The following is a 26,464-nucleotide window of genomic DNA, read 5'->3' as shown; positions in this document are numbered from 1 at the left end:
GGGGTTTGCGCCGCGGAAATGTCGCAATTCGGCAACATTGTGATATGATTGCATCAGTTCGCAATTCCCGCGGGCGATCGCTCTCAGCTCAATTGCCGGTATGACCAGCGCAGAGACCACCGCTTCAACATTACGCGCCCCGTCGGCCGAGCCCAATGCAGAGGCGCGGGGCTTCCCGCTGCGGCGCTGGCTGGCGCCGTTTGCCGTGGCCATCGCGCTGCTGTCCGCCTTCCTGACCTTCGTGGTGCTGACCGGGCTGACCCCGATCGAGCCCACGTCCGAGGTGGTCCGCTCCTTCCTGATGATCAATGCCGGCACCATCCTGCTGCTGGTCGGCATCATCGTCCGGGAAGTCTGGCAGATGGTGCAGGCGAGGCGGCGCGGCCGGGCCGCGGCGCGGCTGCATGTGCAGATCGTCGGCCTGTTCTCGGTGATCGCGGTGCTGCCCGCCGTGCTGGTGTCGATCGTCGCCAACGTCACCATCGAGCGCGGCCTCGACCGGCTGTTCTCCGGCCCTACCAAGCAGGTGATCCAGAATTCGCTGACCATCGCCAGCGCCTACATGCAGGAGCACGCCCAGCTCATCAACGGCGACACGCTGGCGATGGCCAATGACCTCGCCCATGCGCGGCCGCTTTACGACCAGGATCGCATGACGTTCCTGCAGCTGATGACGGCCGGCGCCGAGTCGCGCAATCTCCCGGTCGCGGTGCTGATGGACAAGGACGGCAAGATCGTCGCCAGCGCCGAAACCGGCGTTCGCCTGAACTACGAGGCGCCGCCGCCTGACATCCTGAAGGACATCAACGAGACCGAGCCGAAGATCTCGGTCTTTCCGGAAAACTACGTCGCCTCCGTGGTCCGCCTGCGGGCCTATGACGACATGTTCCTGTACGTGGCGCGGCTGCTCGATCCGGCGGTGGTTGCCCAGCTCAAGCAGACGCAGACCAGCGCGGCCGAATATGCCCAGCTCGAGACCCGCAGGCTCGGCATCCAGGTCGCGTTCGCGCTGATGTTCGCGGTGATCGCGCTGACCATCCTGATGGCCTCGGTGCTGATCGGGCTGAACTTCGCCAACGGGCTGGTGTCGCCGATCCGCCAGCTGATGGGCGCGGCGAGCGAGGTCTCGACCGGCAATCTCAACGTCCAGGTGCCGGTCAACAAGTCGGAAAGCGACCTCGCGCTGCTCGGCGAAATCTTCAACAAGATGACCCAGGAGCTGCGCACCCAGCGCAACGAGCTGGTCGATGCCAGCGAAACCATCGACAGCCGCCGCCGCTTCATCGAAGCGGTGTTGTCGTCGGCCTCTGCCGGCATCATCGGGGTCGACGCCTCAGGCACCATCGGCGTCCTCAACCGCTCGGCGGAGAAGCTGATCGGGCACGCCGAATCGGAGACGCTCGGCCATCCGCTCTCGGACGTGCTGCCCGAGCTCGACGAGATGATGAAGACCGCGCGCGAGGGAACGCAGCGCCTGGTGCAGGGGCAGGTCACGATCCTGCGCGACGGCCATGAGCGCAATCTGTCGGTCCGCGTCTCGGCCGAGCAGACCAGCCAGTCGCGCGACAGCTACATCATCACACTCGACGACATCACCGAGCTAGTGTCGGCGCAGCGCACCTCGGCCTGGGGCGACGTCGCCCGCCGCATCGCCCACGAGATCAAGAACCCGCTGACCCCGATCCAGCTCTCCGCCGAGCGCATCCGCCGCAAGTTCGGCAAGACCATCACCGAGGAGAAGGACAAGTCGATCTTCGAGCAGTGCACCGATACCATCGTGCGCCAGGTCGACGACATCAGGCGGATGGTCGACGAGTTCTCGCGCTTTGCGCGGATGCCGAAGCCGGTGATGGAAGGGGAGGACGTCGCCGACGTGGTGCGCCAGGCGGTGTTCCTGATGAAGGTCGCCCATCCCGATCTCGACATCGAGGCCGACATCAAGCAGTCGCCGCTGCCCGCGCAGTTCGATCGCCGGCTGATCTCGCAGGCGCTGACCAACATCATCAAGAACGCCACCGAGGCGATCGAGCAGGTGCCGCGCGAGGAACTTGGCAAGGGCCGCATCGACGTCGTGGCGCAGCGCGAGAACGACGACATCCTGATCGACGTGGTCGACAACGGCATCGGCCTGCCCAAGGTCGCCCGCGCGCGCCTGCTCGAGCCCTATGTCACGACCCGGGCGAAGGGCACCGGCCTCGGCCTGGCGATCGTCGGCCGCGTTCTGGAGGACCATGGCGGCCGCATCGAGCTCAAGGATGCCTCCGATTTCCGCGACGGCCAGCGCGGCGCCTGGATGCGGCTGCGCTTTGCCGTCACGGGCCAGGCGGCCAAGCCGGAGAACAAGCCCGAAAGCAAGGACCAAAAACCGGACGTCAAACCGGACAAGGCCGAACCGGAAAGTGAAAAAAATCCGCCGGAGGAGCCGACCAACGGCCCGGCACAAGCGACCAACAATGAACCAAAAATCCAAGAACCGACCCAAGAACCAATCCAAGAACCTATCCGAGATCCCGCTGATCAAGGGCCAAACAATCAAGAGCCAAATGCGCAAAAGCCAAAATTCAAAGCCGCGACGAGCGACTGACAAGGCAGGTGTAACCCATGGCAAGTGACATTCTGATTGTCGACGACGAAGCTGACATTCGCGACCTCGTTGCGGGTATTCTGGACGATGAGGGCTTTTCCACGCGCACCGCGCGCGACAGCGACTCGGCGCTCGCCGAGATCGCCAACCGCCGGCCCAACCTGGTCTTCCTCGACATCTGGCTGCAGGGCTCCAAGCTCGACGGCCTGCAGTTGCTCGAGCAGATCAAGAAGGACAATGCCGATCTGCCCGTCGTGATGATCTCGGGCCACGGCAACATCGAGACCGCGGTCGCCGCGATCAAGCGCGGTGCCTACGACTTCATCGAGAAGCCGTTCAAGTCGGACCGGCTGATCCTGGTCGCGACCCGGGCGCTGGAGACCTCGCGGCTCAAGCGCGAGGTGAAGGAGCTCAAGCAGCTGGCTCCGGCGGCGAGCGTCCTGACCGGCCGCTCGGCCTGCATGAACCAGCTGCGCCAGACCATCGACCGCGCCGCCAAGGCCAACAGCCGCATCCTGATCGTCGGTCCCTCCGGCGCCGGCAAGGAGCTTGCCGCGCGCACGCTGCACCATGCCTCCGGGCGCGCCGAGGGGCCGTTCGTGGTGATCAATGCGGCCGCGATCACGCCGGAGCGCATGGAGATCGAGCTGTTTGGCATCGAGGGATCGAACGGCGAGCAGCAGCGCAAGGCCGGCGCGCTCGAGGAGGCGCATGGCGGCACGCTGTTCATCGACGAGATCGCGGACATGCCGCGCGAGACCCAGAACAAGATTCTGCGCGTGCTGGTCGATCAGACCTTCCAGCGCCAGGGCGGCACCGGCAAAGTCCATGTCGACGTCCGCATCATCTCCTCGACCGCGCGCAATCTCGAGGAGGAGATCGCCGCAGGCCGCTTCCGCGAGGACCTCTATCATCGCCTCTCGGTGGTGCCGATCCGGGTGCCGCCGCTGTCGGAGCGACGCGAGGACATCCCCGAGCTGATCGACTATTTCATGGACCAGATCTCGGCCGCCACCGGCCTGCCGAAGCGGCAGATCGGGCAGGACGCGATGGCGGTCCTGCAGTCGCACGTCTGGCCGGGCAACGTCCGCCAGCTCCGCAACAATGTCGAGCGCGTGATGATCCTGGCCGGCGGCGGTCCGGAGGCGATCATCACCGCCGACATGCTGCCGCAGGACGTCGGCTCGATGGTGCCGGCGATGCCGACCTCCAACAATGGCGAGCACATCATGGGCCTGCCGTTGCGCGAGGCGCGCGAGGTGTTCGAGCGCGACTATCTGATCGCCCAGATCAGCCGCTTCTCCGGCAATATCTCGCGCACCGCGGAGTTCGTCGGCATGGAGCGCTCGGCGCTGCATCGCAAGCTGAAGGCGCTCGGGGTCGGCTGACCCCGGCGCGGCAGGCCAGCAGTCCGCTGGCGGCTCGAAGCGAAGCCCCGGCGGTCACCCGCCGGGGAGCCGACAGGCGGCTCTCGGGGCGGTTTGGATCGATCGGCGGGGCGAGGGCGGGGCCGGTACAACCGGGGATTTATCCACTCTCCACGAGAATATTCGTCTCTTTCCCGCACTTTCTTAGAATTGCCACCGTGTTCCTACCGACTGCACCGCGAACTGGCTTGCCTAAAAACCGCGCGTAGCCTCTAATCCTACCGCTATGCCTGCCGGAGGGGGATCTCGTGGCAGGTGGGCAGCCGGAGGAGGCTCCGTCAGAGAGCAACAACCGGTTCAATAAAAAGAAGCACAAGCTTGCGGGACAAAAACAATGGCGGCAGACCGCGCACAAAATCTACAAGACACCTTCCTTAATCACGTTCGTAAAACCAAGACGCCACTGACGATATTTCTGGTCAACGGAGTAAAGCTGCAGGGCATTGTCACATGGTTCGACAATTTCTGCTTGCTGCTGCGGCGCGATGGTCACTCGCAGCTGGTCTACAAGCACGCGATCTCGACCATCATGCCCGGAGCTCCGATTCAGTTGTTCGAAGGTGGTGAGGACGCACCGGCTTGAGAGTGAACTGATTGGAACCCTTCAATCGTGAAGGGGGCGCCGACCGTGCACGGTCGGCGGGGGACGGCAGCACCGGGCGGGTGATCGTCATCGGCCCGTACCTGCGCACGCGCCGTGGCGACGGCGATGCGCAAACAGATTCGTCTGTCCGCGACTATGAAGCGCGGATCGAGGAAGCCGCCGGCCTCGCTGGTGCGATCGACCTCACGGTGGTGGACTCCGTGATCGCGCCGATCAGCCAGGTTCGGCCCGCGACCTATCTCGGCAAGGGCAAGGTTGAGGAGATCAACGGCCTCGTCGCCAGCAACCAGGTCGAGCTCGTGGTGATGGATTGCGCGCTGTCGCCGATCCAGCAGCGCAATCTCGAGAAGGCCTGGAGCACCAAGGTGCTCGACCGCACCGGCCTGATCCTGGAAATCTTCGGCCGCCGCGCCAAGACCAAGGAAGGCGCGCTGCAGGTCGAGCTCGCCCATCTCAACTACCAGCGCAGCCGTCTGGTGCGGTCCTGGACCCATCTCGAGCGCCAGCGCGGCGGCTTCGGCTTCATGGGTGGCCCCGGCGAAACCCAGATCGAGGCCGACCGCCGCCTGATCAGCGAGCGCATCACCAAGCTCGAAGGCGAGTTGAAGAAGGTGCAGGCGACGCGGCGGCTGCATCGCGCCGGCCGCCAGCGCGTGCCGTATCGCGTGGTGGCGCTGGTCGGCTACACCAATGCCGGCAAATCGACGCTGTTCAACCGCCTGACCCGCGCCGACGTGCAGGCCGCGGACATGCTGTTTGCGACGCTCGACCCGACCCTGCGCGCGCTCAACCTGCCGCATGGCGGCAAGGCGATGCTGTCGGACACGGTCGGCTTCATCTCCAATTTGCCGACCCAGCTGGTGGCCGCGTTCCGCGCCACGCTGGAAGAGGTGCTGGAAGCCGACATCATCCTGCATGTCCGCGACATCGCCCATGAGGACGCGGAGGCGCAGGAGCGCGACGTCGAGGCGGTGTTGCGCCAGCTCGGCATCGATCCCGATGCCGACGGTGGCCAGCGCATCATCGAGGTCTGGAACAAGATCGACCGCTTCGATCCCGAGGAGCGGGACAATTTGCGCAATATCGCCGCGCGCCGTCCGCCGGAGCGGCCATGCTTCCTGGTTTCGGCCGCAACAGGCGAGGGGATCGATGCGCTGCTCACCGCGATCGAGGATCGCCTCGCGGCCAAGCGCTCGACGCTCAATCTCTCGATCGACGCCTCCGATGGCGCCGGCATCAGCTGGCTGCACCGCAATGCCGAGGTCCTGAACAAGGAGCTGCATGGCGAGCGCTTCGACATGACGGTGCGCGTCGACGAGACCAAGCGCGACATCGTGATGAGCCGGTTCGCCGCCGTTCCCCACGAGGCGTAAGTCCTCGAAGACGGTCCCTGCAATCTTCCGAAATATGACGACGCCGTGACGTTGCGGGCGCCGATGCGCCTGCGACGCGGCGTCGCACTTTCTGTTTGAAATCCGCGCCGCCTTGGTTCATTGCGCTGCAGAACGCAAAGCCGAGGCGGATCGATGCAGGACACCAGCGAAACCATCACGAAAGAGGCGCTCGCCGGCCAGAGCGGTGATCTTGCCCATGTCCGGGCTCCCGAGATCGTCGATGCGCTCAACGCCCGGGAGCCCGCGGAGGCCGCCAAGCTGCTGCGCTCGCTGCCGGCCGAGAAGGCGATCGAGGTGCTCGACCTGCCCGGGCTCGACAACACCTGCGAGATTCTCGCCGAGCTGCCGAAAGATACCGCGGTCTCGCTGCTGTCGGGCGTCTCCGACGACCGTGCCGCCGATATCTTCAAGGAGCTGGTCGAGCCGCTGCGCACCACGCTGCTGAACGGGCTCAATCCGGAGACCCGCAACGTCATCTCGGGGCTGTTGGCCTATCCCGAGCGCAGCGCCGGCAGCATCATGACGACCGAGTTCGTCAGCGTGCCCTCGAGCTGGACCATCGCCGAGGTCCTGCATCACATCCGGATGGTCGAGCGCACCCGCGAGACCGTCTACTCGATCTTCGTGATCGACCCGGTCAAGAAGACCCTGATCCAGGCCGTGCCGCTGCGTCGCCTGATCTCGGGCGATCCGCACGCCAATGTGCTGACCGCGGCGCCGGCGCGGAAGCCGCTGATGATCTCGCCGGAGGCCGACCGCATGGAGGCGGCGCGGCTGATCTCGCGCTACGACCTACTCGCCGTCGCCGTCGTCGACGGCCCCGGCCATATCCTCGGCATCGTCACGGTCGACGACGTCATCGACGCCATCGTCGAGGAATCGACCGAGGACGCCCAGAAGTTCGGCGGCATGGAAGCGATCGACGAGCCGTATTTGCGGATCGGTTTCGGCGAGATGATCAAGAAGCGCGCCGGCTGGCTGTGCGCACTGTTCCTGTCGGAAATGCTGACCGCGACCGCAATGCAGTCGTACCAGAGTGAGCTCGAGAGGGCGATCGTCCTGACGCTCTTCATCCCGCTGATCATGAGTTCGGGCGGCAATTCCGGCTCCCAGGCAACCTCGCTGTTGATCCGTTCGCTGGCGCTGCACGAGGTGCGGCTGCGCGACTGGTGGCGTGTCGCCGTGCGGGAATTGCCGACCGGCATCGTGCTCGGCGCCATTCTCGGCCTGATCGGCGTCGTCAGGATCACGCTCTGGCAGACGCTCGGCCTGTTCGACTACGGCCCGCATTGGGTGCTCGTCGCAGCGACCGTCGGCACCGCGCTGATCGGCATCGTCACGTTCGGATCGCTGTGCGGCTCGATGCTGCCCTTCATCCTCAAGCGCATCGGCTTCGACCCGGCCAGCGCCTCCGCGCCGTTCGTCGCGACACTGGTCGACGTCACCGGTCTCGTGATCTATTTCGGCGTCGCCGCGGTGATCCTGCGTGGGACGCTGTTGTGAGGCGAGGGGATTGCGTGTTTTGACGCGGCCCATCCACATTTTCGATGTCGTCCCTGCGAAGGCAGGGACCCATAACCACCGGCCATCATTATTGCGCTTGGTCGCAGTTTCACACAAAAACTTCAGCTGCCGGTGACTCGCGCGGGACTGACACCGTCAGTCACCGTTAGATCACGCGGTATGGGTCCCTGCCTTCGCAGGGACGACAGCCAGGGTTGCGCTCTTCGCTTCATTCCACAACGCGTCCATCTCCTCCAGCGACGCACCATCGAGCGAACGCCCCTTCGCCGCCAGCGCCTTCTCGATATAGGCGAAGCGCCGCTCGAACTTGGCGTTGGTCGCACGCAGCGCCGCTTCCGGATCGGCGTCGACGTGGCGGGCGAGGTTGACCAGCGCGAACATCAGGTCGCCGGTTTCCTCCGCGATCTCCGCCTTGTCGTTGCGGTCGAGCGCGGCCTCGATCTCGTCGGCCTCCTCGCGGATCTTGGCGAGCACCGCGCGCGGGTCGTTCCAGTCGAAGCCGACGGTGGACGCCTTGCGCTGCAGCTCCATCGCGCGCGTCAGGGCAGGCAGGCCCGCCTTCACGCTCGCCAGCAGCGATTTGTGCGCGGCCTCTTCTGGCGGCCGCCGCGCGGCGCGCTCGGCCTTCTCCTCGGCCTTGATCCGTTCCCAGGCGCTCTTGACGCCGGCCGGCTGGATATTGCCGTCCTTGTCGGCGAAGACGTGCGGATGACGGCGGATCATCTTCCTGGTGATCGCCTCGACCACATCGCCGAACGCGAACGCGTTCTGCTCCTCGGCCATCCTGGCGTGATAGACCACCTGCAACAGCAGGTCGCCGAGCTCCTCGCGCAGATCGTCGAGATCGCCGCGCGTGATCGCATCCGCAACCTCATAGGCCTCCTCGATCGTGTAGGGCGCGATGGTCTCGAAATTCTGCACGAGGTCCCATGGGCAGCCGGTGACCGGCGTGCGCAGCGCAGCCATGATCTCGATCAGGCGGGAAATGTCGCGGGATGGGGTCATGGGGCACCGGCATCAAAGGGGTATTGGCTTTATGCCAAAACACCCCTCCCGATCCCAGTAAAACACGCCGGAATCGCGACGCTGTCCACGGATTGGCCACGGCGCCGCCAGGTGCTAAATCGCGTTCCATGACCGATCAGAATGCTTCCGACACCGCGCTGGTGCTGTTTTCCGGCGGCCAGGATTCCACCACGTGCCTTGCCTGGGCCTTGTCGCGCTTTGCCCGCGTCGAGATGCTCGGCTTCACCTACGGCCAACGGCACGCGATCGAGCTCGATTGCCGGGACCAGCTGCTGGCCGGGATCAAGCGGGTCCGGCCGGAATGGTCTGCGAAGCTTGGCGACAGCCACACGCTTGATATCCCGACGCTGTCGGAGATTTCCGACACCGCGCTGACCCGCGACGTCGCGATCGAAATGGGCGCGGACGGCTTGCCGAACACCTTCGTACCCGGCCGCAACCTCGTGTTCCTCACCTTCGCTGGGGCGCTGGCCTATCGGCGCGGCATCCGCCACATCATCGGCGGCATGTGCGAGACCGACTATTCCGGCTACCCGGATTGCCGCGACGAGACCATCAAGGCATTGCAGTCCGCGCTCAATCTCGGCATGGCCAGGGATTTCGAGCTGCACACGCCGCTGATGTGGCTCGACAAGGCCGCGACCTGGCGGCTTGCGCACGAGCTCGGCGGAGCCGGGCTGGTCGACCTGATCCGCGAGCACTCGCACACCTGCTATCTCGGCGAACGTGGCGCGCAGCACGATTGGGGCTATGGCTGCGGCGAATGTCCGGCCTGCAGCCTGCGGGCCAAGGGGTGGCGGGAGTACGTCGCGCAGGGCGGCCCGTAACCGTGGACTGATAGCCGTCCGCAGGGGCGCACGGCCAAAATATCGAAAACAACCCCATGCAAAGGAGTCCGCGGCTGCCAGCGTTCGACACGGCAACGTTCGACACGGCAACGTTCGACACGGCAACTGTCCGTAGCGGGTGAAGATGTCGTGTTTTTGTAGCTCGTGATCTGTCGCCTTCGTTTCTGATTTGCAGGGGAGCCGGAAGGCGGGGACGGCTTTCCCTGATTGATCATGCCACGGCTGTTGTGGCGGTTTTAGCCCTGTGGGTGAGTTTCTTTGTTCGACTTGAAGCCCGTTTCTCCGTCCCGACCCGCGCTGTCTCGACGGCGGCGCGCGCAGGAGCGGTCAAGGACGCGCGCTTGCGCGCCCGCCAGGGCTTGTCCTTGACGGCTCCGAGCACGCCGCCAGGCTGAAGCGCGTCGGGGCTGATCTGCTGTCCGTCAGGCGCAAACCTCGCCAATCGATGCGGTCCAAGGAACACGCTGACGGTGCCATCGGGATACTCATGTAGGCGCACCACAGCCTTGACGAAGTGAGGTCTGAGCCGGCTCTCCGGCAGCTGCAGCCGCCGACCGTTCCATGCAACGGTATTGTCGTTGGCGACGGTTCGCTCCTCGATCACGCACAGCGCCTCGCGCCAGGCCTCATGCCGGTCGGCCACGAATGCCGAGCCTTCCTGTTCGGGCTTGATCGCAAACGCGGCGTTGTGCCCGGGGATGTAATGCGCCTTCAGCCACGCGTTGGCAGCCTCAACCGTCGTGATCCCGGCAAGCCGCAGCTCCTTCGGCAGCCGGTCCTGCAAGGTGCCGAACACCCGCTCGGAGCGCCCGCGCGCCTGCGGCGAATAGGCTGCGATATGCTCGATCCCAAGATGCGACAAAGCCCGTCCCACCTGGGTTTGTTGCGTCTTCGAGATCTTCTCGCCAGCTTTTGGGGTCAGGAAATAATGGCTGCCGCGGTCGGTGTAGAGCGCGCAGAACAGGCCATGCTCGCCAATCACTTCGCGCAAGGCCTGGAAGGTCGAGGCCGTTCCTTCTTCCTCGACCAGCACCATCGAGTAGATCTCGCTCGTCGCATCGTCCATCGTGACGATCAGGTCCCTCGCGGGCAGGCCTTCGATCCAAACGTGGCGCGATCCGTCCTGGTGCAGCAGCATGCCCCGAAGCGGCCGCCGCGGCCGCTTCTTGCGGTGCGCCGAACGCTTCGGAGCCTTTCGCACCAGCCCTGCCGCGTGCAGCGCCAGCTTCGTCACCGTATAGCCCAGCACATAATCATGCCGCTTTTGCATCTGCTCGTGGAAGTGCTTCACCGTGAAGTCCGCGTACTTGTCCCGGTACAGCGCAAGCATTCGTTCCAGTTCCTCCTCCGGCGCCCGCCGTGGCGAACGACGCCCCAGCCGGCGGTCGACCAGCCCGTCGTCGCCCTCCGCCTCATAGCGCTCCGCCCAGCGTTGAAACGTCCGAACACTGATCCCAAGAACCTCCGAAGCTGCCTCCTGCGTCAGTTCCTTCGCCTCCGTCCGATCCAGCAAATCTGAAAACCGCATCCGTCGTACACCCTCGTGAATGGATGCCGTGCCCATCGTGCCCCCCTTGTTCCGGAGCACCGAAAACACGACACTTCACGAGCTACAAACAGGCGACAGATCACGAGCTACTGACACGTTCGACACGGCAACTTGACACGTCGGGCAACTCAGCGGTATTCTTCTATTATCCAGAAATTCTGCAGAGCGACCCGACCGGGCGATCCGGTATGCTGCGGCTTCTCGGCTCCAGCACTCCCGTCTCTGGAATCCGTGCGCGCGGTTCTCTCCCCGTCGTCGTCCCGGCGAAGGCCGGGACCCATACGCCGCGGCAGGCGTTGTGGGTGGGACTCGTCGTTCCAGCATCGCGTAACAATTTGCATTTGGGGTTATGGGTCCCGGCCTTCGCCGGGACGACGATGAGGATGAGTTCGCGATTCAAGGCGACCCACCACGCGATGACATCACCCGCGCATGCGCATGTAGGTAATCATGGCATTCGAGGCTACTCGAAATCCCCCGCCGTCAGCACGATCGGCTGGCCGTGCGGGGTGCGGTCGGCGGCGTGGTCCCAGGCGTCGCGGTAGCGGTGCAGTGTCTCATGCGTCGTGACGCCCTTGGCGGCGACGAGATGTTCGAGCGTCGCGAGCCAGTGCTGGTAATAGGTCTCGCCGGTGTCGGGATCGCCGGCCGCCTGCGCGCGCTTGATCTGGTCGGCGAGCGCGGCGGCCCATTCGGGCCAGGTGAACACGCCGCGGTCATGCAGCGTCAAGGCCATGGCGAACGCCTGCGCCTCCCACGGTGCGCGGAATACCGGGCCGTCCTGGTCGCGGGGAATGCTGGAGACGGCGCTGGTGGCGCGCGCGGCGGCACCTGCATCCATCACACGGCCTCCAGATACGGCTCGAACGCGTCGATCGAGACCTTGATGGTCGGATCGGAGTCCGGTCCCCACAGCTCGCGTCCGTCGAACACGACGGTGTACAGCCATTGCGGATGCTCGCCGGCGTCGTTGGCCACGGTATCGGGAAATACGTGACAGCCATGATCGCGCTCGACCACCCCGACGTGACCGCGCACGTAGCGTGGCAGCCGTGTGTGCGTCGCGGGATGGATGTTCTTCGCCCGCACCCGATCGCCGGCCTTGAATTTCGCAGGCCCCGGCGCGGCGCGGCCGAACTTGCCGCGCACCATCACGCGCTCGACATCGGCGACGGAGAACTTGCCGTGCTTGAGCGATTTCGCCGGCGCGACGGAACGTCCGGCGGCGACATCGTCGTTCGAGATGAAGCCCTTGTCGAGCAGCAGGGCCTCCAGCCCGAGCAGCCATTTCCTGTAGTAGGAGCTCGACAGATAGACCTGCGGCGGCAGGGTCTCGCGATAGAAGCGCGAGGCGTCGATGTTGAAGGCGCCGGCCGCGCCCATCGCGCGGACCATGGCGAGCACCCGGGATTCCCATTCCTCATGGAACATCGGCTCGTTCGTCTCGGGCTCGACCTTGCCGAACCCATCCATGCCGCCCATGTCGTGGACGCCGTTCATGACGGCGCTCCCGGCTTGTTGGGAAAGCCGGTGCCGATCATGGAATCGCGCGTCACCAGCTCGGCGAGCTGGTCTTCGCTCCAGCCCTCGGTGCCTTCGGGCCGCATCGGCAGCACCAGGAAGCGTGTTTCCGCGGTCGAATCCCAGACCCGGATTTCCGTCTCCTTCGGCAGGCTGACGCCGAAATCGGCGAGCACGCCGCGCGGATCCTTGACCGCGCGCGAGCGATAGGGCGAGGCCTTGTACCAGACCGGCGGCAGCCCGAGCATTTCCCAGGGATAACAGGAGCACAATGTGCAGACGACCATGTTGTGGCGGCCGGGCGTGTTCTCGATCGCGACCAGATGGTCGCCGACCCGGCTGACATGGCCGAGGGTGCCGACCGCCTTGCTGGCGTCCTCGAGCAGCGCCTTCTTGAAGGAGGGATCGGTCCAGGCCTTGGCGACGACCCGGGCGCCGTTATGCGGGCCGATCTTGGTCTCGTAGGCCTGCACGATGGCGTCGAGCGCGGCAGCCTCGACATAGCCCTTCTCGGTCAGGATCGATTCCAGCGCGCGGACGCGCAGTTCGGTCTCCGACAGTTCGGAATGGTCGTGATCGTGGTGGTGATGATCATGTTCGCTCATACCCACAGAATAGGCGAAACCGTCGTGCTATGTCGAGGCAGGCAGTACACAAGAATGCGAGCGGGGAGGTATGCGTGGTTGACTATGTGACGATCGAGAAGGGCCTCGGGCCGGACGGCCGCATCGGCGTGGTGCGGTTCGACCGCGGCGACGGTATCAACGCGCTGTCGCCGGAGGCGCTGCGGCAGCTGACTGACGCGGCGCGCAGTTTCGAGGACGATGGCGAGACCTCGGTGGTGGTGCTGACCGGCGGTGCCAAATCGTTCAGCGCCGGCTTCGATCTCAAGGATGCCGAAGGGCGTTCGCGCCAGACCATGGATATGGGCACGCTGCGCCGGCACCTGAAGCTCGGGCCGCGGCTGACGCGCGCCTGGCAGGACATGGAGCAGGTCACGATCGGCGCGATCGAGGGGTTTTGCGTCGGCGGCGGCGTGGCACTCGCGGTCGCGCTGGATTTCCGCGTCATGGCGCGCGATGCGCATATTCGGGTGCCGGAAATCGCGCTCGGCATGAACATGAGCTGGCAGAGCGTGCCGCGCATGCTGCATCTGATGGGACCGGCGCGCACCAAGCAGGCTGTGATCCTGGCCGACGACCGGATCTCGGCCGAGGAGGCCTACGAATGGGGCCTAGTGGAGCAGGTGACCGATCCTGGAAAGTCATATGACGCCGCGATGGCGCTCGCGGCCAAGGTCGCCGCCCAGCCGCCGATCTCGGTCGCGATGACCAAGCTGACGGTCAACCGGCTCGCACATGCGCTCGACGATCTCGCCAGCCACATGGACCTCGACCAGTTCGCGCTCGCGAGCCTGACCGAGGATCACAAGGAAGGCGTCGCGGCCTTCCTCGGACGGCGGAAGCCGCACTTCAAGGGGCGCTGATGCGTGTCGTTCAAGAGCCTTTCCAAGCTTCGGATCCAGGCTTCGGAATGGCGAAGGCCCTGACGCCGGGCCGGTGCGTCAGGGCCTTTGCGGTGCGGAGACGGCCCCAGCGCCTTTGCGGGCCCTGGGGCCGACGCTGGGGTCATCCGCCTGCACCGTTGTCGAGACCGAGCAGGCAGCGCGCACCATGCGCCCATCACCGGCATCCGCATTTGCCTATGTGAATCGCGCCTCTCGATCCTAGGTTCCCGAGATCAAGGCTGCGCAGTGGCGAGCGATCGTTGCTTCCTCGTTTGTCGCCATGACGAGCACGTCCACTGAACTGTCCTTGCCAGCAATGTGCAGCTCTGCCGCGGCGTTGGCGGATGGATCGAGCTGGACACCCAGCCATCGCAGTCGTTCGCAGACCTGGCTGCGAACCTCGCTGGCGTGCTCGCCGATACCGCCGGTGAACACCAGGCATTCCAGTCCGCCCAGCGTGCCAGCCATCGCGACGACCTGCTGCGCGGTGCGGAACGTGAAGAGATCAACCGCTTCCTTCGCGGCGGGCTCCTTGCTTGCGAGCAGGACACGCATGTCGGAGGAGATGCCCGAAACGCCGAGCAGCCCCGATTGGTGATAAAGCAGCTGCTCAAGGTCGTCGACCGACATGCCGTTCTGCTGCTGGACGTAAAGCAGAACGCCCGGATCGATCGTGCCGCAACGGGTCCCCATGACCAGGCCGTCGAGGGGCGTCAGACCCATCGTGGTGTCGATGCTCCGGCCGTTGCGCATGGCGCAGAGGCTTGCGCCGTTACCGAGATGCGCCACCACGGTGCGCTTCGAGGAAAACTCCGGCGAGATGTCGGCAAGGCGGCCCGCGACATATTCAAAGGAGAGGCCGTGAAAGCCGTAGCGCCGAATGCCGGCGCGTTCGAGATGTCTCGGGATCGCAAACCGATTGACGGGCGGCGAGAGGCCATGATGGAACGACGTGTCGAAGCATGCGACCTGCATCAGTTCCGGCCGGATCGCGCTGATTGCCCGGATTGGCGTCAGGCACCGAGGCTGATGCAGCGGCGCCAGCGGGGTGAGGGCGTCGAGGACGGCAAGCACCGTCCGATTGACTTCGACCGGTCGCGGAAATTCGCGGCCGCCGTGTACGACGCGATGCCCGACGGCACGCAGCCGCTCGCCGAGATGATGTTCGATCCGTGCCAGGACGTCGGCGAGCAGCCGATCGGGCGGCGCATCTGGTTCGGCTTGCTCCAACGCGAACGACGCGCGGCCGGCCGGATCGGTGAAGACCAATCGCGAGGCGCCCTCGTGCTCATCGATCTGCGCCTTGCAGAGCAGCTTGGGATCGGCATGTGAAGCATCGAAAACGCCGAACTTGATGCTCGACGAGCCGGAGTTGACGACCAGAACCGCATTGGAGGTCGGCATGGCTCAACCGCCGGATTTGGCAGGGGTGGCGCCGCCGGTGCCGTTCGGCCAGACCCAGTCTCGAACCTCCGGCATGTCCTCGCCATGCTCGCGCACATATCGCGCATGCGCGATCAGGGCATCCCGGTATCCTTGCTTGATCTGTGCGGCCTTGGTGGCGAGCCCCGGCACGCGCTCGATCACCTCGATCGCGAGATGATAGCGGTCGAGCCCATTGAGAACGACCATGTCGAAAGGTGTGGTCGTCGTGCCTTCCTCTACAAAGCCGCGCACGTGCATGTTGTCGTGATTGGCCCGGCCATAGGTGAGCCGGTGGATGAGATATGGGTAGCCGTGGTAGGCAAAGATGACGGGGCGATCGCGCGTGAACAGGCTGTCGAAGTCGCGATCGCTGAGGCCATGAGGGTGCTGTTGCATCGGCTGCAGCGTCATCAGGTCGACGACGTTGACCACGCGGATCTTGAGGTCGGGCAGGGCCTTGTGCAGCAGATCAACGGCGGCGAGCGTCTCCAGCGTTGGAACGTCACCCGCGCAAGCCATCACGACATCGGGCTCGCTTGTGGCATCTCCGGTTCCGGCCCACGTCCAGATGCCAGTGCCGGCGTCGCAATGGGTGGCGGCGTCCTGCATCGAAAGCCATTGCGCGGACGGTTGTTTGCCGGCGACGATGACATTGATCCGATCGTAGGTCCGCAGGCAGTGATCGGCGACCCATAGCAGCGTGTTGGCGTCGGGCGGGAAATAGACACGGACGATGTCGGCTTTCTTGTTGGTGACCAGATCGACAAAGCCGGGATCCTGGTGGCTGAAACCGTTGTGATCCTGGCGCCAGACATGCGACGTCAGCAGGTAATTGAGCGAGGCGATCGGACGCCGCCACGCCAATTGGCGCGAGACCTTCAGCCATTTGGCGTGCTGGTTGAACATTGAATCCACGATGTGGATGAACGCTTCATAGCAGGAGAAGAAGCCATGGCGTCCGGTCAATAGATAGCCCTCCAGCCAGCCCTGGCAGAGATGCTCGCTGAGGACTTCCATGACACGGCCGTCTCGAGCGAGATGGACATCATACGGCTCGGTCGGCTCCATCCAGACCCGGTCTGTGGCTTCGAATACGGCATCCAGCCGGTTCGAGGCGGTTTCGTCAGGCCCCATGATGCGGAAATTGCCGGTATCGGCATTCAGCTTGAGGACATCGCGCAGGTATTTTCCGAGCTCGTGGGTCGCTGCGGCGACCGTCTGACCCGGATGCTTCACGTCGACGGCAAATGCGCGGTAATCCGGCAGCCGGAGCTCGCGTTTCAGAAGGCCGCCATTGGCGTGCGGATTGGCGCCCATCCGGCGGTTCGCGGTCGGGGCGAGGGCCTGGAGCTCCGGGATCAGCGCACCATCCTTGTCGAACAGTTGCTCTGGATGATAGCTGCGCATCCAGTCTTCAAGCAGCCTGAGATGCGCGGGGTTGTCGCGGACTTGCGCGATCGGCACCTGGTGCGCGCGCCAAAAGCCCTCGACTTTGAGCCCGTCGACCTCCTTCGGACCCGTCCAGCCCTTTGGACTGCGCAGCACGATCATCGGCCAGCGCGGCCGCTCCGATCGTTTGCCGCCGCGCGCCTCGGTCTGGATCTTGTGAATGACTGCAAGCGCCTCATCCAGGGCAGCGGCCATGGCGCGATGCATCGGCATCGGATCGTCGCCCTCGACGAAAAGCGGCTCATGTCCGTAGCCGCGAAACAGGTTGCGGATTTCTTCGTCGCCCATCCGCCCGAGCACCGTCGGATTGGCGATCTTGTAGCCGTTGAGATGCAGGATCGGCAGCACCGCGCCGTCACGCGCGGGATTCAGGAACTTGTTCGAGTGCCACGATGCAGCGAGCGGACCGGTTTCCGCCTCGCCGTCGCCGACGACGCAGGCCACGATCAGATCGGGATTGTCGAATGCCGCGCCATAGGCGTGGACCAGCGAATAGCCGAGTTCGCCACCCTCATGGATGGAGCCGGGCGTTTCCGGTGCTGCGTGGCTTGGGATACCGCCGGGGAAGGAAAACTGCCGGAACAGTTTGCGCAGACCGTCCATGTCTCGGCCGACATCGGGATAGATCTCGCTATAGGTGCCTTCGAGATATGTGTTCGCCACCATGCCCGGACCGCCGTGTCCCGGACCGCAAATGTAGATGACGCTGAGATCGAGCGCGCGAATGACCCGATTGAGATGGGCATAGACGAAATTCAGGCCCGGCGTGGTGCCCCAATGGCCGAGCAGGCGGGGCTTGATGTGTTCCTTGCGCAGCGGCTCGCCGAGCAGCGGATTGTCGAGAAGATAGATTTGCCCGACCGAAAGGTAATTGGCGGCGCGCCAGTAGCGGTCGAGCAGATCGAGATTGCTGGCGATCGTTCTTTGTTCGATGGTTGCTTTCATGGAGCCAACTCCTCCCCAAAACTATCACAACAGCTACAGGTTGATCCGGCCGGTGATGATCGTGCTCGACTGATGGCGGGGCCGGGCGGGACGTCGGGCAGCGATAGCGGCGGCGGTTCTTGGCTGCGGTTCTTGGCTGATGCATTGCGTTCGCTGGCTCCAACCGCAGGCGCCGACCCTCGTTCCTTCGTTTGCCGCCTTGGAGCGGAGCACCCGCTGCAGCCTAGCGGTGACGGCGACTGGTTTGTTCTTCGGCATCGGCAAACGAGCCATCTCCGGGCGGGATCACCGGTCTCTCATATGTAAATGCCGGAACTAGGCAGAGAGATGACAAGCGGCAGCGACTGATGTTTCGACCGCGATTCGATATCCGCCATAGTCAGCCGAAGGTGCAGTTGATGAATCTCATCGACCGCTACTTTTTCGCCGCAACGATCACTGTGACAATTGTACTCTGGCTGTACGTCGGGTTGCTGGTGGCCGGTAGCTGACGGCGCGCGCCTGCAAAATCGGGACCACCCTCCGCCTTGAATTCCCGCTCTTTGAAATGGGCCATGACCGCTGTCCTAACGGTGCGCGGAACGACGCGCCTGGGAAACCCAACCGGCGGGAGAACGTTAACGCCTCGATCATCCGCGAAGATCAACTGGCAGAGGTACTGCTATGCGTACGATCTTGATCGTGGAGGACGAGTATTTCATTGCCGATGACTGTGCCACGCTGGCACGACAGGCCGGCTATCACGTCTTCGGCCCGTTCGCTTCGATCGACGAAGCCCGCCCGCACGCGTCCGGAGCGTCCGGCGCGCTGATCGACATCAACGTCAATGGAACCTCGTCCTACAAGTTGATCGATACCCTGCTTGCGATGGGAACACCGGTCACCCTGTATACCGGCTACGACCCCAGCACGCTGCCCGAGAAGTATGCGCACCTCCCCGTGGTAACCAAGCCGCGCGGGTGTGCGGAGGCTCTCGGGATCTTGTGCAAGCAGATGAGCGTCGCCGAATAGCCGGCGAGCTCAACGCAGATCGGTGCACGCGCCGCGGGCTGGCCGCGTCCGATCCGGCAGGACGCCGTAGGAACTGTTTTGCTGAGTTGCCCGTCGGCGCCTGTCGCTTGGCCGAATGGCCATCTCCGGCGCCTCGGGCTTCCGGCAGAGCACTTTGTTGGCAACTTTCCTGGTCGAGGTTTGTTGTCTCCTCATCACCGGCCAGGGCTCTGCCCGTAGGCGTCGGTGGCTGAGAGACCGATTGTGCTCCCGCCTGCATAACAGGGACACGCCATGCCCATCGAGCGGCAAATCTATCGTCTTTCCAATTACCGTGATCTCAACGATACCGAGCGGATGATCCGGGTCGTCGAGCACGCGCGCAAGCTCCTCGCCGAAAGCCGCGCCAGCACGTTTCTGGGCCGCAAGACGCAGGAACCCTTCCCGCAGGCGGAAAGCCAATATGGAATCCTGAATCCTGACCTGTGTTGAGCTTTCGCACCTTGCGGAGGCGGAACCATGCTGGATGGGGTGATTACTGTATCAGCCCCGCCGGGGAGCAGGACATGAAGCGGCGCATCGACGCCGGCGACGACCGCGTTCGAACGATCTTCGATGTCTCATGAGATACGTTTGTCGCACTGCCTCGGAGCAAAGCCGCTTCGGACTTATCACATGACAGGGCGGCGGCAGCGATCGGGTGACATGTTTCGTCGATGATTGATCCCCTGTTCGCCCGCGCTCAGCTTGCCATCGAAGAAAGTCTCACTTTGCGCGCACAGAAGCGATCGCTCGCGGATCAGCGAGACGATCAGCTCGCCGAGTTGCGGCAATCGGTGCGTAATTCCGCGAGCACGCGCATGGAGATCAAGGCCCACCGCGACAACAGTACGTAAGGCTTTCGCTGGTGGGGGCGGGCACTTGCAATATCCCGACCGGCCGGTGGGTCGACTTGCGGGCATCGACTAGCGGGCCTTGATGAAGCGTTCGAGATGCGCGAAGAATTCGTAGCTCAGCGCCAATCGTCGCCAGGACCTGGCCAGCAACTCGTAATCCTTGCGCGTCCTTTCGACGCCGGACGTCGCGGCCAGACGGTCGGCCTCGTCGGCCAGTTGCCGGCATTCCGCGATCCGATCCGTTGAATCGTACAGTGTCGTTGTCCTTCCTGAAAACGATGGGAGGATGCATCACGCCGCCGGTTCACCGGAGATCGTTAGCCGAGACAATCAGACAATATGAGCGTCACCCGGCCTCAAGGTCCTGAGCTGCGCGACGACGAGGCGCAACTCGTCCGCCAATTGGGCGTTACGGATGCGGGTTTCCGTGACGGTTGAGAGGTCGGCGACCAGCGCGCGTTCTGCGGCCCTCTGCTCCAGCAGCTCGATACGTCTTTCGATCTCGGTCATTACGCACCCCCGGTCCGATATCGTGACCGGAGTATCGTGAGGCCCTCTGCAAACCTCCGCACTAACATTTGCAAATGCTCCAGCGGATTATTCGTGTCCGGCGGCATCATTGCCGCGCAGGATCATGCCGGCGAGCCCGTGCGCCATGGCGCGATGATCGAACGGCTTCTCCCACAACGGAACGTCCGCGAACTCGCTGCTCAGCACGATCTTGTCGTATCCCGAGGTGAACACCATCGGCACGCCGCGCGCCTGCAGCTCGCGCGCGACCGGATAGATCATCTGCTTGCGGATGTTTACATCGAGCACCGCACCATCGATCACGCCGCCGTCGTGAAGGATACGAAGCGCAGCGTCGATGTCACCGGCCGGCCCGGCGATATCGGCACCGAGCGCGCGCAGCGCGCTGCGCATGTCGTCGGCAAGGAAATATTCGTCTTCGACAATCAGGACGCGCCGTCCGGTCAGGAGAGGGCGTTCGCGCAAAGGTGCAAATTCAGACATGTCGATTCCGGCCGTACCCGGTGTGATGTCGTCGCAAAATTGGAACATAAGCCGAATGCTCGCCTTGTTGTAAATAATATTGGAAAAGGCAGGTTCCATGTCCAATCGGGACATCATCGTCATCGGCGGTTCGGCTGGAGCGACTGCACCTTTGAAGCAGATTCTAGGGCGGCTGCCGGTGGATCTGCCGGCCGCGGTCTTCATCGTATTGCACATACCGTCTCACGGCATCGGCATTCTCTCCACGGTCGCGAGCGCAGCCGGCAAGCTGCCGGTCCGGCAGGCGGAAAGCGGCATGGTCATCGAAAATGGTCACGTCTATCTGGCGGCGCCGGACCACCATCTGCTGATCCAGAACGGCCACCTGATGCTCGGCCGCGGGCCACGCGAAAATCTGGTCCGGCCGGCGATCGACGCGCTGTTTCGCTCGGCCGCACTGCACTATGGACCGCGGGTGATTGGCGTTGTGCTCAGCGGCCTATTGTCCGACGGCGCGGCCGGCCTGAACGCGATCAAGCGCTGCGGTGGGATCGCGCTGGTTCAGGAGCCCCGGGACGCGATGTCCGATGAAATGCCGCTCAGGGCATTGGAAGCGACCACGGTTGACCTCTGTATCCCGGGTGCACGGCTTGGCGATGTGCTGTCCGATCTGGCTCGGGAGCGGCCCGGCGCGATCCTGCCGATTCCGCCCGAGATCGTGCTGGAGGTGAAGATCGCGGCGGGCGAGCGCATCGGCAGCGACACGCTGATCGATATTGCGGATCCCGCACCGCTGACCTGTCCGGGATGCGGTGGCGTCCTTTCCGAGCTCAAGGTCGGGCACCCGCTGCGATTTCGCTGTCAGGTCGGTCACGCCTATACGGCCGACGCGCTTGCCAAGGAGCAGGAGGGCCGGGTCGACGAGGCGCTTCGGGTCGCACTCCGCATCATCGAGGAGCGCGCCGAACTGGTGCACCGGATGGCCGAGGACGGCCGCCAGAGCGGTCGCCCGGCGGTCGCGCAAATGTATGACGCGCGCGCCGCTGAATATCGCGAATACGCCGATATGATCCGGCGAGTCATGCTACAATCGCTCGATCCGAAGCGACCGGCGCGGAAGGAACCGTGATGGCCAGCGCTGAGCATGCGAACTGGGCCGAACAGCTGCGGTCCGAACGTGCGCTGCTGGTCAAGGCGGACGTCGATATCGAGGAGGGCTGGAGGCGGCTGCGCAGCCAACAGGATCTGCTGGATTGGCTGCAACGGGCCGGTCACGACACTGTGCAAGCCGAGCGGCTGGTCGGCTTGCTCAAGCAGACCCTGATCGAGTGGGAGCGGCATCGAAGCCTGATCGTGCAGCGGGTCGCATATCTCGAGGAGCGGGTGACATCGCACTAGCGATTGGGAGGAGGATCGGGGACGCGCCTCAGTGCCCTGAACTCCGCTCCAAGTTCGAACATGTGGTCAAACTGCTGCAGGACGCGCTGGCGCCAGAGGTCGTTCTCGTCGATGAGGCGATAGGCTTCCGCGGTCGCCCGTTCCGCGCGCTTGATCAGGGCCGCGAGCTCTCCGGATCCATCTATCGTCGGGTCGGCTGCCATCACCTAACTATGACCCTTCCGGCTCTGGGCGGCAATCGATCCCGAAGGCGAGGTTCCGGCGAGGTTGGAGAATTCCTACCTATCCCGTTGGGATAGGACTAAACTCTGCTATCAAAAGACGCGGGCGAGATGCCAGCAGGAGAATGAGAGCCGCTGCAATCATGGATGATGTTGGCCAACCCCAGAGCGGAGACGAAGAGCGCCAGTCCAAGGGGCCGCTGATCATAGGTGTGGGCGCGTCCGCCGGCACCCTCGACAGCATCGAGCGGTTCTTCTCGAAGCTGCGGCTCAATCCGGACCAGGCCGTCGTGCTTGTGTTGCAGTACCGGGATGCCATCGAGGACACCCGGTTGCGCGAAGCCTTGCAGCGATCGGAAGGCGCCCGGCTGTCCGAAATCAGCGACGGACAGCTCGTCGAGGGCGGCGTGATCCATCTGTGTCCGTCTGACATGATCACCACCGTTCATGGCGACCGTTTCGCCGTGCGGCGCGCCGAGCAGGCGCGCGCCGAGCGGGCAACCATTGACAGCTTCCTGGTGTCGCTGGCGGAGGAGCGCGCCGAGGAATCGATCGGCGTGGTGCTGGCCGGCACCGGCGGCGATGGCACGCTCGGGGTCGCGACCCTGAAAGATCATGGCGGCCTGGCGATCGCCGAGCGCATCGGGGAGGGCGAACCCGATCCGCACGCGGAAGGCAATTCGGCCGTGGCGATCGCGGATTTCGTCCTGCCGCCCGAGGCCATTCCCGAGCATATCGACGTCTATGCCCGCCACCTGCGCCGGCTCGAGGAGAAACAGGGGTTCGACGAGGTGCTGGCTGCGGCGGCAACATCGCTTGCGCGCATCGCGGATATCCTCCGCAACAAGACCGGAAACGATTTCCACGGCTACAAGCAGAACACCTTCCTGCGCCGCGTCCAGCGCCGCATGCAGGTGGTGCAGATCGACGATATCTCCGCCTATGTCGATTTCCTGAGAAACGACAAGGACGAGGCGCAACATCTGTTCAACGACCTCCTGATCGGCGTCACGGAATTCTTCCGCGACAAGAAGGAGTTCGATGTCCTGGAAACCCAGATCATCCCGAAGATATTCGAAGGGAAGGGCGTCGGCCAGCAGGTGCGTGTCTGGGTGCTTGGCTGCGCGACCGGCGAAGAGGCCTATTCGATCGGCATCCTGCTGCGCGAGCATATGGCCGGTCTCGACTCGGTGCCGCAGGTGCAGATCTTCGCGACTGACATCGACGGGCGCGCGCTCGCCGCCGCGCGCGTCGGGCGCTATCGCACCAGCATCGAGAACGATATGACGCCGGAACGGCTGGCGCGCTGGTTCGTACGCGAAGGCGACACCTACTGCGTCGTCAAGGAGCTGCGCGAGATGTGCATCTTCTCGCAGCACAACGTCATCAAGGACGCGCCGTTCTCCAAGCTCGATTTGATCTCGTGCCGCAACCTGCTGATCTATCTCAATGCCGAGCTGCAGAATCGCGTCATCCCGCTGTTCCATTTTGCGCTGCTGCCGGACCGGTTCCTGTTTCTCGGCAATTCCGAGAACGTCACCCGGCATCCGAAGCTGTTCGCGCCGGTCGACCGGCGCGCACGCATCTTCAAGAAGCTCGAGACCGGGACGCGGCTGCCGCCGGAATTCCCGATCACGACGGCGGCCGGGCGAGCCGCGATCGACATACCGCCGGTCCGCTCCATCGGCCCCGATGTCGGCCTCGAGCGCCGCGCCCAGCGCATCGCCGAGCGCTATGCGCCGGCCTATGTGATCACCGACGACCACTTTCACATCCTGCATTTCTCCGGCCGCACCGGCCGCTATATCGAGCCGACCGCAGGCACGGCGACCCTCGACCTGCTGCAACTCGTGCACCGCGACCTCAGGCTTGAGCTGCGCACGGCGCTCAGCCGTGCCGCGGAAACCAACGAGGCCGCGCATGCCGAGCAGGTGCAGCTCGGCGTCAACGGGCATCGCGTGCTGGTCGACATCACGGCCGAACCAATTCTCGACGGCCCTGCGGGTCACCGCAATTTTGTCGTGCTGTTCAAGGATGGGCCGATCCGCCCTGTGGATCGCGCCGAAACCAATCCCAACGTTCTGGTCAGGACCGAGCATGTCGAGCGGCTGGAAAGCGAGCTGCGCGCCACCCGCGAGCGGCTGCAGGCCACCATCGAGGAGCTCGAAAGCACCAATGAGGAACTGAAATCCTCCAACGAGGAATATCAATCGCTCAATGAGGAGCTGCAATCCGCCAACGAGGAACTGGAGACCTCGCGGGAGGAATTGCAGTCGGTCAATGAGGAGCTGACCACCGTCAACGGCGAGCTGGCGCATCGGGTGCAGGAACTGACCCGCGCTACCAGCGACCTGAAGAACTTCCTCGAGAGCACGCAGATCGCGACCGTGTTCCTGGACAACGATCTGAAGGTGATGAACTTCACGCCGGCGATCACGCATTTGCTGCATCTGGTCGAGACCGATGTCGGCCGCCCGATCGCGCATATCAAGGCGCGTATCCCGATCGAGGAGCTCTACGACGATGTGCGGCGCGTGCTGCGGACGCTGGCCAGCGCCGAGCGCGAGCTGACCGCGCCCGACAGCGGCACGCGCTATATCGTGCGCATCCTGCCGTACCGCAGCATCGACAATTTCATCGCCGGCGTCGTGATCACCTTCATCGACGTCACCGCGATCACGCGGGCCGAGGAGCGGCAGCGGCTGCTGCTTGCCGAGCTGCAGCATCGCGTGCGCAACACGCTCGGCGTGGTCCGCTCGATCGCGCGCCGCTCGGCCGAGACCAGCGCGAACGTCGAGGACTACGCATCGCATCTCGACGGCCGGCTCAACGCCTTCGCGCGGACCCAGTCGCTGGTGACCCGCGATCCGGAAGGCGGCGTCGACCTCGAATATCTCGTGGTCGAGGAATTGCTTGCGTACAACGCGAAGGAAGGCGAGCAACTGAAGGTCGCAGGTCCCAGGATCCGGCTCCAGCCCAAGGCCGCGGAGACCTTCGCGCTGGCACTCCACGAGCTCGCAACCAATGCCTTGAAGTATGGCGCGCTGAGCGATACGGCCGGGCGCATCGACGTCTCATGGCGCATCGATGATGCGGCCGATCCGCGGCAACTGCTGTTCGACTGGCGCGAGCGCAACGGGCCCGCGGTGGCGCCGCCGCGCCGCAGGGGATTTGGATCCGATCTCCTGGAGCGGACGCTGGCGTTCGAGTTCAAGGGCAAGAGCACGCTCGAGTTCAATCCGTCGGGACTGCACTGCACGATCGCCATACCGATGAACCCGCAAGCCATCCATACGCCGAGCATGGGGAGCTAGATGCATCCCCCGATCCTCGAGGGAAATCTGGCGCAGCCGGTGATCCGGCGGCTCAATGCCCTGCGGCAATTGTCCGAACGCGGGATCGCGTTGCTGCAGCAGGCGATCCAGGACGGGCTGCACCGCGCCCGCCCGGGCGAGGACCTCGCGACCGAGGGCGATCCGGTCGAGAGCGTCAGGATCATCCTGTCGGGCTGGCTCTGCCGCTACAAGACGCTGCCGGACGGCCGCCGCCAGATCGTCAATTTCATCCTGCCGGGCGACAGCTGCGATGCCTGCGTTTATCTGCTGTCGGTGATGGATCATTCGATCGGCGCATTGACCCCGGTCACCTACGCCGACATCAAGCGCCCGGCGTTCGAGCAGTTGCTGGCGGGCGACCGTTCGCTGGAGGAAGCGCTGTGGTGCGAAACCATGGTGAACAGCGCGATCCAGCGGGAATGGACGGTCAATATCGGGCGGCGCGTGGCGCTGGAGCGGGTCGCGCATCTGTTGTGCGAACTCTATGAGCGCCTGCTGCCGGTTGGAATGATCGACGGCGATTCCTGCCTGTTCCCGGTCACGCAGATGGATCTCGCAGATGCCACCGGCCTGTCGGTGGTCCACGTCAACAGGACGCTGCAGGAGCTGCGCGGCTCCGGCCTGATCGTGCTGCGCGACCGCATGCTGACGATCAACGACCTGAAGCTGCTCAAGGACACGGCGCTGTTTTCGGCCGACTATCTGCACACCAAGCGGCGCGGCTGAGACGCGGCAAGGCGGCTCTATGCTGCTCCCCCTGAAATCGCGACGGATGCCGGTGCGGCGGGCGCGCGAGGCGCCGCAGGCGTTCGCTGATGCGATCCTTGA

25 protein-coding genes are annotated in these 26,464 nt (G+C 64.4%); 14 read left to right on the top strand and 11 right to left on the bottom strand.

Going from position 1 to position 26,464, the window contains the following annotated elements:
* Positions 1-100: 100 nt before the first annotated feature.
* From ACVIHF_RS15695 to mgtE, 5 genes are all read left to right on the top strand, one after another.
* The gene (locus tag ACVIHF_RS15695; RefSeq protein ID WP_253608574.1) at positions 101-2,584 is read left to right on the top strand and encodes a sensor histidine kinase NtrY-like; all 2,484 of its coding nucleotides are present in this window, start codon (positions 101-103) and stop codon (positions 2,582-2,584) included.
* Between the two features lie 17 nt (positions 2,585-2,601).
* Positions 2,602-3,972 (top strand): nitrogen assimilation response regulator NtrX, encoded by a 1,371-nt coding sequence (gene ntrX, locus ACVIHF_RS15690; RefSeq protein WP_028331957.1) that lies wholly within the window; start codon positions 2,602-2,604, stop codon positions 3,970-3,972.
* A gap of 373 nt (positions 3,973-4,345) precedes the next feature.
* Positions 4,346-4,594 (top strand): RNA chaperone Hfq, encoded by a 249-nt coding sequence (hfq, locus tag ACVIHF_RS15685; RefSeq protein ID WP_006020546.1) that lies wholly within the window; start codon positions 4,346-4,348, stop codon positions 4,592-4,594.
* Between the two features lie 11 nt (positions 4,595-4,605).
* Positions 4,606-5,988 carry a GTPase HflX gene (hflX, locus tag ACVIHF_RS15680; RefSeq protein WP_456780508.1) on the top strand — a complete coding sequence of 461 codons (1,383 nt, stop codon included), beginning with the start codon at positions 4,606-4,608 and terminating at the stop codon, positions 5,986-5,988.
* 153 nt (positions 5,989-6,141) lie between these two features.
* Positions 6,142-7,512: a magnesium transporter gene (mgtE, locus tag ACVIHF_RS15675; protein WP_456780509.1), complete on the top strand. Its 1,371-nt coding sequence runs from the start codon at positions 6,142-6,144 to the stop codon at positions 7,510-7,512.
* Between the two features lie 171 nt (positions 7,513-7,683).
* On the opposite strand, the gene mazG is transcribed toward mgtE, so the two are convergent.
* A complete protein-coding gene (mazG, locus tag ACVIHF_RS15670; protein ID WP_456780510.1) occupies positions 7,684-8,538 on the bottom strand; it encodes a nucleoside triphosphate pyrophosphohydrolase in 855 nt (284 codons plus the stop codon).
* A 128-nt stretch (positions 8,539-8,666) separates the two neighbouring features.
* Here mazG and queC point away from each other — a divergent pair, with 128 nt between their 5' ends.
* Entirely contained in the window at positions 8,667-9,386 is a 720-nt protein-coding gene (gene queC / locus ACVIHF_RS15665) for a 7-cyano-7-deazaguanine synthase QueC (RefSeq protein ID WP_028344025.1), read from the top strand.
* Positions 9,387-9,618: 232 nt separating this feature from the next.
* Here the strand turns inward: queC and ACVIHF_RS15660 are convergent, their stop codons facing one another.
* The 4 genes from ACVIHF_RS15660 to nthA form a co-directional block, all read right to left on the bottom strand.
* The gene (locus ACVIHF_RS15660; RefSeq protein ID WP_456792167.1) at positions 9,619-10,935 is read right to left on the bottom strand and encodes an ISNCY family transposase; all 1,317 of its coding nucleotides are present in this window, start codon (positions 10,933-10,935) and stop codon (positions 9,619-9,621) included.
* 484 nt (positions 10,936-11,419) lie between these two features.
* Complete coding sequence (locus tag ACVIHF_RS15655; protein WP_229192093.1) at positions 11,420-11,797, bottom strand: nitrile hydratase accessory protein; 378 nt, start codon at positions 11,795-11,797, stop codon at positions 11,420-11,422.
* Positions 11,797-12,456: a nitrile hydratase subunit beta gene (gene nthB, locus ACVIHF_RS15650; RefSeq protein WP_310884685.1), complete on the bottom strand. Its 660-nt coding sequence runs from the start codon at positions 12,454-12,456 to the stop codon at positions 11,797-11,799. Before nthB ends, ACVIHF_RS15655 begins: the two co-directional genes overlap by 1 nt.
* Positions 12,453-13,082 carry a nitrile hydratase subunit alpha gene (gene nthA, locus ACVIHF_RS15645; RefSeq protein ID WP_456780512.1) on the bottom strand — a complete coding sequence of 210 codons (630 nt, stop codon included), beginning with the start codon at positions 13,080-13,082 and terminating at the stop codon, positions 12,453-12,455. The genes nthB and nthA overlap by 4 nt, the downstream gene beginning before the upstream one ends.
* Positions 13,083-13,156: 74 nt before the next feature.
* On the opposite strand from nthA, the gene ACVIHF_RS15640 reads away from it, so the two are divergent.
* Entirely contained in the window at positions 13,157-13,963 is an 807-nt protein-coding gene (locus ACVIHF_RS15640) for an enoyl-CoA hydratase/isomerase family protein (protein ID WP_456780513.1), read from the top strand.
* Between the two features lie 240 nt (positions 13,964-14,203).
* Here ACVIHF_RS15640 and ACVIHF_RS15635 read toward each other — a convergent pair whose 3' ends face one another.
* The 3 genes from ACVIHF_RS15635 to ACVIHF_RS15625 all read right to left on the bottom strand — a co-directional run bounded on the left by ACVIHF_RS15635 (position 14,204) and on the right by ACVIHF_RS15625 (position 18,359).
* Positions 14,204-15,388: an acetate/propionate family kinase gene (locus ACVIHF_RS15635; RefSeq protein WP_456792255.1), complete on the bottom strand. Its 1,185-nt coding sequence runs from the start codon at positions 15,386-15,388 to the stop codon at positions 14,204-14,206.
* A gap of 3 nt (positions 15,389-15,391) precedes the next feature.
* Entirely contained in the window at positions 15,392-17,803 is a 2,412-nt protein-coding gene (locus tag ACVIHF_RS15630; RefSeq protein WP_456780515.1) for a phosphoketolase family protein, read from the bottom strand.
* Positions 17,804-18,218: 415 nt separating this feature from the next.
* Positions 18,219-18,359 (bottom strand): hypothetical protein, encoded by a 141-nt coding sequence (locus ACVIHF_RS15625; RefSeq protein WP_456780516.1) that lies wholly within the window; start codon positions 18,357-18,359, stop codon positions 18,219-18,221.
* A 107-nt stretch (positions 18,360-18,466) separates the two neighbouring features.
* Between ACVIHF_RS15625 and ACVIHF_RS15620 the strand changes: the two genes are divergently transcribed.
* The 3 genes from ACVIHF_RS15620 (at position 18,467) to ACVIHF_RS15610 (ending at position 19,689) form a co-directional block, all read left to right on the top strand.
* Positions 18,467-18,814, top strand: coding sequence for a response regulator (locus ACVIHF_RS15620; protein ID WP_456792254.1), 348 nt, complete (start codon positions 18,467-18,469; stop codon positions 18,812-18,814).
* Between the two features lie 273 nt (positions 18,815-19,087).
* Complete coding sequence (locus tag ACVIHF_RS15615) at positions 19,088-19,285, top strand: hypothetical protein (RefSeq protein WP_076828802.1); 198 nt, start codon at positions 19,088-19,090, stop codon at positions 19,283-19,285.
* Between the two features lie 224 nt (positions 19,286-19,509).
* Positions 19,510-19,689 (top strand): hypothetical protein, encoded by a 180-nt coding sequence (locus ACVIHF_RS15610; protein WP_076828803.1) that lies wholly within the window; start codon positions 19,510-19,512, stop codon positions 19,687-19,689.
* Between the two features lie 330 nt (positions 19,690-20,019).
* Here ACVIHF_RS15610 and ACVIHF_RS15605 read toward each other — a convergent pair whose 3' ends face one another.
* Together ACVIHF_RS15605 and ACVIHF_RS15600 are read right to left on the bottom strand one after the other, a co-directional pair.
* On the bottom strand, positions 20,020-20,199 hold the full coding sequence (locus ACVIHF_RS15605; protein ID WP_456780517.1) for a hypothetical protein: 180 nt from the start codon (positions 20,197-20,199) through the stop codon (positions 20,020-20,022).
* An 87-nt stretch (positions 20,200-20,286) separates the two neighbouring features.
* On the bottom strand, positions 20,287-20,907 hold the full coding sequence (locus tag ACVIHF_RS15600) for a hypothetical protein (protein ID WP_456781985.1): 621 nt from the start codon (positions 20,905-20,907) through the stop codon (positions 20,287-20,289).
* Here ACVIHF_RS15600 and ACVIHF_RS15595 point away from each other — a divergent pair.
* Entirely contained in the window at positions 20,801-21,811 is a 1,011-nt protein-coding gene (locus ACVIHF_RS15595) for a chemotaxis protein CheB (RefSeq protein WP_456780518.1), read from the top strand. The genes ACVIHF_RS15600 and ACVIHF_RS15595 overlap by 107 nt on opposite strands.
* Positions 21,811-22,080, top strand: a complete 270-nt coding sequence (locus ACVIHF_RS15590; RefSeq protein WP_456780519.1) for a hypothetical protein — start codon at positions 21,811-21,813, stop codon at positions 22,078-22,080. Before ACVIHF_RS15595 ends, ACVIHF_RS15590 begins: the two co-directional genes overlap by 1 nt.
* Here the strand turns inward: ACVIHF_RS15590 and ACVIHF_RS15585 are convergent.
* Positions 22,077-22,283 carry a hypothetical protein gene (locus ACVIHF_RS15585; protein ID WP_456780520.1) on the bottom strand — a complete coding sequence of 69 codons (207 nt, stop codon included), beginning with the start codon at positions 22,281-22,283 and terminating at the stop codon, positions 22,077-22,079. The two genes, ACVIHF_RS15590 and ACVIHF_RS15585, sit on opposite strands and share 4 nt — an antisense overlap.
* Before the next feature lie 161 nt (positions 22,284-22,444).
* Here ACVIHF_RS15585 and ACVIHF_RS15580 point away from each other — a divergent pair, with 161 nt between their 5' ends.
* Together ACVIHF_RS15580 and ACVIHF_RS15575 are read left to right on the top strand one after the other, a co-directional pair.
* On the top strand, positions 22,445-25,615 hold the full coding sequence (locus ACVIHF_RS15580; protein WP_456780521.1) for a CheR family methyltransferase: 3,171 nt from the start codon (positions 22,445-22,447) through the stop codon (positions 25,613-25,615).
* On the top strand, positions 25,616-26,362 hold the full coding sequence (locus ACVIHF_RS15575) for a Crp/Fnr family transcriptional regulator (protein ID WP_456780522.1): 747 nt from the start codon (positions 25,616-25,618) through the stop codon (positions 26,360-26,362).
* The last annotated feature ends 102 nt before the right edge of the window (positions 26,363-26,464 follow it).

This window comes from Bradyrhizobium sp. USDA 4506 (genome assembly GCF_054058795.1).
This window is presented reverse-complemented; position numbering and strand designations above follow the sequence as displayed.